The sequence below is a fragment of the Burkholderia sp. TSV86 genome, from assembly GCF_001522865.1.
GTDB lineage: Bacteria > Pseudomonadota > Gammaproteobacteria > Burkholderiales > Burkholderiaceae > Burkholderia.
Window position 1 is genome coordinate 1 of the sequence record NZ_LOWB01000095.1, and the last position, 6,487, is coordinate 6,487.

The 6,487-nt window shown below is 59.3% G+C and carries 7 protein-coding genes and 3 pseudogenes; 9 read left to right on the forward strand and 1 reads right to left on the reverse strand.

Annotated features, from left to right (window positions below):
* Positions 1–169 (forward strand): annotated as a pseudogene (locus WS68_RS28410) (IS481 family transposase); the annotation flags it as partial.
* Between the two features lie 30 nt (positions 170–199).
* On the opposite strand, the gene WS68_RS16050 reads toward WS68_RS28410, so the two are convergent.
* On the reverse strand, positions 200–820 hold the full coding sequence (locus tag WS68_RS16050) for a GGDEF domain-containing protein (RefSeq protein WP_059571747.1): 621 nt from the start codon (positions 818–820) through the stop codon (positions 200–202).
* 172 nt (positions 821–992) lie between these two features.
* Between WS68_RS16050 and WS68_RS26350 the strand changes: the two are divergent.
* The 8 genes and pseudogenes from WS68_RS26350 to WS68_RS16075 form a co-directional block, all read left to right on the forward strand.
* A pseudogene (locus WS68_RS26350) lies at positions 993–1,715 on the forward strand (amidase family protein); the annotation flags it as partial.
* A 67-nt stretch (positions 1,716–1,782) separates the two neighbouring features.
* A pseudogene (locus WS68_RS28980) lies at positions 1,783–1,941 on the forward strand (polysaccharide deacetylase family protein); the annotation flags it as partial.
* An 81-nt stretch (positions 1,942–2,022) separates the two neighbouring features.
* Positions 2,023–3,360, forward strand: coding sequence for an MFS transporter (locus WS68_RS16055; RefSeq protein ID WP_059571748.1), 1,338 nt, complete (start codon positions 2,023–2,025; stop codon positions 3,358–3,360).
* 18 nt (positions 3,361–3,378) lie between these two features.
* Complete coding sequence (locus tag WS68_RS16060; protein WP_059571749.1) at positions 3,379–4,134, forward strand: SDR family NAD(P)-dependent oxidoreductase; 756 nt, start codon at positions 3,379–3,381, stop codon at positions 4,132–4,134.
* A gap of 95 nt (positions 4,135–4,229) precedes the next feature.
* On the forward strand, positions 4,230–4,352 hold the full coding sequence (locus WS68_RS29285; protein WP_269434550.1) for a hypothetical protein: 123 nt from the start codon (positions 4,230–4,232) through the stop codon (positions 4,350–4,352).
* 77 nt (positions 4,353–4,429) lie between these two features.
* Complete coding sequence (locus tag WS68_RS16065; protein WP_269434549.1) at positions 4,430–4,834, forward strand: SDR family NAD(P)-dependent oxidoreductase; 405 nt, start codon at positions 4,430–4,432, stop codon at positions 4,832–4,834.
* Positions 4,835–4,916: 82 nt separating this feature from the next.
* The gene (locus tag WS68_RS16070) at positions 4,917–5,237 is read left to right on the forward strand and encodes a hypothetical protein (RefSeq protein WP_331457870.1); all 321 of its coding nucleotides are present in this window, start codon (positions 4,917–4,919) and stop codon (positions 5,235–5,237) included.
* The gene (locus WS68_RS16075) at positions 5,234–6,304 is read left to right on the forward strand and encodes a CobW family GTP-binding protein (protein WP_059571750.1); all 1,071 of its coding nucleotides are present in this window, start codon (positions 5,234–5,236) and stop codon (positions 6,302–6,304) included. The genes WS68_RS16070 and WS68_RS16075 overlap by 4 nt, the downstream gene beginning before the upstream one ends.
* Positions 6,305–6,487: the final 183 nt, after the last annotated feature.

Sequence of the window (6,487 nt, forward strand, 5' to 3'; positions counted from 1 at the left end):
CAAGAAGATCTACGACTCGATCGCCACCTTGCAGACGGACCTTGATGCGTGGCTCGACCAGTACAACAATGAACGAGAGCATCAGGGGCGCTGGTGTTACGGCAAGACGCCGATGCGCACTTTCCTCGATTCGCTCGATCTCGCCAAGGAGAAACTCATCCCCCATTGACGACTCGTACTTTGTCGGCCCGACTACCTGTCAGATCAAGTCCCGGCTAATACACATGACCACCCGGCCGTTGCCATTGCGTTTCGCTTCGCGGCACGCGGCATCCGCCATGGAGATCGCTTCTTCGGCACGCAGATGAGGTGGTGATTCGATGACGCCTACCGACGCCCGGACCTGGAATGCACGCGTGCCGATCCGGTAGGGTACGCTGCCAATGGCTTCGACCATCTTCTGCGCGGCCATTGCCGCATCTTCAAGTGATGGGGAGCCGAACAGAATGACGAACTCGTCGCCACCAATGCGGCCGATACGGTCGGTCGAAGCAAGTTCGCCTTCCATGCGCTGCCGTACTTGGCGCAATACCTCGTCGCCAATGTGGTGCCTGTATAAATCATTGATGAGCTTGAAACGATCCAGGTCCACGTAGCCGATGATGTGCTGTTCGCCAGTCAGCGCAGCCTGTGCCGTGATGTCGTGCATCTCGCGCTCAATCCCGCGCCGGTTTAGCGCCCCCGTGAGAGGGTCGTGCTCGGCAAGATATCGGAGCGTTTGCACCGCGCGCTGGCGCTCCGTGACGTCCTGGACAAAGCCTTCGAGCTGGGTGCCGGCATGAGTTGCGCGCACGAAATAGTGACAAACGTGTTTGTACAACGATTCTTTCGTCGATATTGATTTCGCCCCTGAAATTGTCGACTACCTACAGAGTTATCTGACTTCGGCTTCATATGGACGCTGAAAGTGACAGCAACAAGGGTAATTCCCATGTTGCTGTCTTTTTTGATTTCACTACTGTAAACGTATTTTGTCAACGAAGTACATTTAAGTGACGCCTGAATTGAGCTTCTCATCATCCTTCTGGCGCAGTGCCGTTCAGCTTGCCGCTGCATCCTGCAATGGCGCCACAAGCGTCGGAAGCATCGTCGGTGAGGCAATTGCCCATGCGCTTGCCTGCGACGCGGCCTTCATTTCCGAGAACGAAACACGTGCGCTTAACGCGTCCCGTGCTGCCGCTGCGCAGTGGCGCGAAAGACGTCCGGCCAGCCTGCTCGATGGCGTGCCGATCGCATGGAGGGATCTGTTCGATGTGGCAGGCAGCGTCACAACGGCAGGTTCGGCGCTATTCCGTGACTGCCCGCCTGCTACCGAAGATGCGCCGTTGGTTGCCGCAGGCTCACGAGCAGGCTTCGTCTCCATTGGCAAGACGAACCTCAGCGAGTTTGCATATTCTGGGCTCGGGCTTAACCCACACTTCGGTGCGCCGTTTAACCTGGCTTTCGACACAACCATCGCGAACGGTGGTCATCGTGTGCCGGATGACTCATCATCAGGCGCCGCAACTGTCGTCGCTGCGGGCGTTGTGCCGATCGCTGGCGGTGCAGATACGGCCGGTTCAATACTTGTGCCGGCCGCGCTCAACGGCCTAGTCGAATATCGGGCGAGTGGGGCGCGGTATCCGCGGCAAGGGATGATTGGCTTGTCGAAATCGGCCGACACCTGCGAGTCCCTTGCATGCGGCGTCGCGGATTGTGCAGCTTTCGATGCTGCGGCGCGCGGTTGTGATCTGCTAATCGCGCCGTCCGATCTGCACGGCGCCCACTTTGTCGTCCCTCGGGTTTCCCATCACGATCCATCCGGACGTTTCCGGCCGCGCTCAAGTGCTGCTGATGCCCGAACGTCTCATCACTCATTTCCGCAAGCACGAAGGTGCGCGTTTCAGCATTTGCGACGAAATCGCCAGCGATTTCCTGCACCGGCACCCGCTCAAATCGTAATTCCAATCGCATGACCTTAATACGACCTCATCAATAAGAGTCCTGACCATGTCTACTCCTGAGCTTCAAAGGAGCGCCACGATGAAAGAGAATTCCTTATCTGCTTCTGGCTTCAAGCTGGAGCAGATCATGCCGTCCGACGTGAAGCGGGCGACTGTCGTCGCGTTCTTTGCGTGGGTGTTCGCCGTTTACGACTTCATCCTGTTCGGCACGCTGCTACCCGAAATCGGCAAGCACTACAACTGGGATGCGACAGCACAGGCCGAGATCGCCACGCTGGTCGCCATCGGCACGGCGGTGATCGCGTTTGCGATCGGACCGCTACTTGACAGGCTCGGACGCAAGGCGGGCCTGTTGTGGACGGTTGCGGGCGCCGCAGTGTGCTCGGGGCTTACGGTTATCGGCGGAGCAATGGGGCAGGTACCGCTCGTGCTGATCCGCTCCTTGTCAGGCCTTGGTTACGCTGAAGAAACGGTCAATGCTACCTACCTCAACGAGCTGTACTCGTCCGCCAACGATCCGAAACTTAACCGCAACAAGGGTTTTATTTATAGCCTAGTGCAGGGCGGCTGGCCGATCGGCGCACTGATTGCTTCTGGCCTGACGATGCTGCTGTTGCCGCGCATCGGCTGGCAGGGGTGCTTTATTTTCGCGACATTTCCCGCCATTGTAATTTTCTTCATGACGCAGCGTTTGAAAGAAAGCCCGCAATTTCTGCTGAATAAGCGCATCAGGCAATTGCGTGAAGCTGGAGCCGACGACGAAGCACGCAGCCTCGCGAGCGAGCATGCGGTCGATTACGAAGAGCACAGCCGAGCTGGTCTTGCGGAGGCGTTCCGTGGCGGTGCGCTGCGGGCGACGCTCGTGCTTGGCGGTGGAATTCTGCTCAATTGGTCAGCAATTCAGGTGTTTAGCGTACTGGGCACGACGGTGCTGACGCGCGTGCATAACGTCTCGTTTGAAAACTCGCTGTTGATCCTTGTGTTGTCCAACGTGATTGGCTACTGCGGCTATCTGAGCCATGGTTTCATCGGCGACAAAATCGGCCGGCGCAATACGCTGGCCATAGGCTGGATGCTGGGCGGCCTGTCGTTTGCCGGCATGTTGTTCGGGCAGAGCAGCGCCGGCGTCGTCGTCGCGCTCTATAGCCTTGGCCTGTTCTTCCTGATTGGACCGTACTCGGCAGCGTTGTTCTTCATCGGCGAAAGTTATCCGACTGCCATTCGCGGCACTGGCAGTTCGATCGTACACGCGATGGGTCCGATTGGCGCTATTTTGGCCGGCGTCGGTGTCACCTGGATGCTTAATCATGGCGAAGACTGGCTGCACGCGGCGCTGTGGTTCGGCGCGGTGCCGTGCTTCCTGTCTGGCGTCCTCATTCTTTTCGCGCGGCACGTTGATCCCGCCGAAACCAACTAAATCGACTGGAGAATAATTGTGAAAGTAGCTTTGGTAACGGGTGCGGCGAGCGGGATCGGTCAGGCGCTCGCAGTGGCCTACGCGCAAGCCGGGGTCGCGGTCGTGGGCGGATATTTCCCCGGTGATCCGCATGATCCGCAATCGACCGCGCAGGCTGTCGAGCAGGCAGGCGGAAGGTGCTTGATGCAGGCCGTCGATGTCACGTCGGCCGAGCAAGTCGAGGCATTCGCATCCGCTGCGATGGAGAAGTTTGGCCGTATCGATTACGCCATTGCGAACGCTGGTCTGCTGCGCGCATCGTCTCTGACAGAAATGAGCGATGCGCAGTGGTACCAGATGCTCGATGTTGACCTATCTGGCGTAATGCGTACTTTCCGAGCAGCCGCGCGCCGCATGCAGGGTGATGGGGCGATGGTGGCAGTGTCCTCGATCGCAGGCGGCGTGTATGGATGGGAGAACCACACGCATTATTCCGCAGCCAAGTCAGGCGTGCCCGGGTTATGCCGGGCCGTCGCGATGGAACTTGCGCCGCGCAACATCCGCTGCAATGCCGTAATTCCCGGCCTGATCGAAACTCCGCAATCGCTGGACGTGGTGAATTCGCTGGGCCCCGACGGCTTGCGTCAAGCGGCGAAGGGCATTCCGCTTGGACGTGTAGGCAGGCCGCAGGAAATCGCGTCACTGATCCGCTTTCTGACCAGCGATGATGCGTCGTATATCACCGGACAGTCGATCGTCGCGGACGGCGGCCTGACCGTGCGCTGGCCAGGCTGATCCGTTCACGACTCAATCAAGGACGCTCATCAATATGGCGTCAATGTTCTCACTGGACGGCGCGTCGCGCGGTCGTCACGGGTGCGGCGAGTGGCATCGGCGCCGCCGTCGCGCTCGCTTACGCCGAGGCCGGTGCGCGGCGCGTGATAGCGGATGTCGACGAGGCACGGCTCGAGGCTCACGCCGATCTCTGCCGCGCAAGCGGCGTGGATGTATAAATCGTTGTCGCCGATGTGGGCAACGAGGCAGCATCGTTGATCGCTGTATCGCAGCTTACGGCGGCATTGACATTCTCGTGAACGACGCCGGCCTGCTGATGCAGGCGCGCTGTGCGGACCTGACCGCGGAGATGTGGGATGACATGCTTCGCATCGACCTGCACAGCGTTTTCCTGTGCTCTCAACGCACGCTACCGTCGATGATCGCGCAGCGCTGGGGGCGCATTATCAATGTAGCGTTACAGCCCGGCATCAAGGGCGGTGCGGAGCTGACGCATTATTCGGCGGCGAAGGCGGGCATGATCGGCTTCACCAAGTTTCTGGCGCTTGAAGTCGCGCCGGATAACGTGCTCGTCAACGCCATCGCGCCGGGCCCCATCGAGACACTGCTCGTCGATGGATCAGCGCATCATGGAACGAGTCGAAGTCAAAGGAACTGCCGCTGCGACGTTTGGGGTGCGCGGAGGAACTTGCACCAATAGCAGTGTCGCTTGCCTCTGATCCCGGCGGCAACCTGTTCGTGGGGTAGACGCTCGGCCCCAATTCGGGCGATGTGATGCCCTGATGCAAAAGAAGGAGTGTGCGATGTGCGGCATGTGCGGTTTGCTCGGCGGTGGGCGTCACTGGTCTAACACAGTGGCGGCGGGTGAGGGCGCGAGTGCGCGACGCCAGCGGCATGTGCAGGTCGCGCATGCGAACCGCGTGCTCGAGGATTTTCGGCTTAAGCTCACGGACTTCCATGGACAGTCGTTTGTGCTGTCATCGCCGACTGGCGCCCAGATAATTGTCGACGACTTCATGCAAATCTGGAAAGCCGCCGAAGCGATGCTCGGTCGTCCCATGGACCCACTCACGCTGTTTCCCGACGACGAGGCGCGCTCATGAGCCTTGCCTACGACATCATCCCCGTGACGATCGTCATGGGTTTTCTCGGCAGCGGAAAATCGACCTTGTTGGCAGATGTCCTCAAGGGCGATGCCGCGCGTGACACGGCGGTGCTCATCAACGAATTCGGCGAGGTGGGGTTGGACCATTTGCTGGTCGGCGAGGTCGACGCGCAGACCGTGCTGCTCGACAATGGCTGCGTCTGCTGCGCTATACGAGGCGAATTGAAAGAGGCGCTTGCCTCATTATTCTCACGGCGAGCGCGAGGCGAAGTACCGGCGTTTTCCCACGTCGTGCTGGAGACGACGGGTCTCGCGACGCCGGCGCCGATTGTCGCGACGCTGCTTGGCGATCGCGTGGTGTCAAGCCATTTTTCGATCGGCGCCATCGTAACGGTCGTCGACGCCGTCAATGCCGGTCAGCAGCATGCGCGACATCCTGAATGGCTCTCGCAGGTGACGGCGGCAGACCGTATCGTGATTACGAAGGCGGATCTTGTCGACGATGCCGCCCTCGATGTGCTATTACAAACGCTCGAGCAACTCAATCCGGCTGCGCGCATCGAACGTCGTACGAGCTTGGACGGGGCGTCGCTCGTACTCGGTCAGGCTGAGAACGCGAAAGGCTTCAGTGATTTCGTTCGTCGTATCGGTATGCGCGGAAACAATGCGGGCATGGCCGCCAATCCGCTGGCGCGACTCAACGCATCGCCCGCGCATCGTGAAGTACTGGCATCGCTGGAAGCGTTTTGCATTGAGTTCGATGAGCCTCTGGAATGGCCAATCTTCACACTGTGGCTCACACTGCTCCTTAACCGGCACGGTGATAATATTCTCCGCGTTAAAGGCATTCTTGTGCTCGCCGACGCTGCCCAACCGGTCGTGGTTCATGCCGTGCATCATCTCGTTCATCCAATTCTGCATCTAGATGCTTTGCCCGGCGAGGACGCGCATAAAAAGCAGCACTCGCGCCTCGTTTTTATCGCGAAGGGTCTCGTGCGAGACGCGGTTGTCGACTCTTACCGGCGCTTGTGCCGGCATCTTCAAGCAACCGAAGCCATGGATTGAAATCCGCGCGCCTCGATATTGTAGTGGTCTAATGAATCCGGACACAGATTTAGGCGAGAATGAACCGCCCCGGGAATTGTGGAGGCTGGTTGGTTTAAGTTGATGGGGGTTCAGCGGCAGCTGTTTCAAGTTGCCGATAGTAGTTTGCCTCAGCTTCGGCGGGCGGGATATAGCCGAGGGGTT

Coding starts and splice junctions, on each gene's coding strand:
- WS68_RS16055 (WP_059571748.1), top strand. CDS start 2,023: ATGAAAGAGAATTCCTTATCTGCTTCTGGCTTCAAGCTGGAGCAGATC.
- WS68_RS16070 (WP_331457870.1), top strand. CDS start 4,917: ATGCAAAAGAAGGAGTGTGCGATGTGCGGCATGTGCGGTTTGCTCGGC.
- WS68_RS16075 (WP_059571750.1), top strand. CDS start 5,234: ATGAGCCTTGCCTACGACATCATCCCCGTGACGATCGTCATGGGTTTT.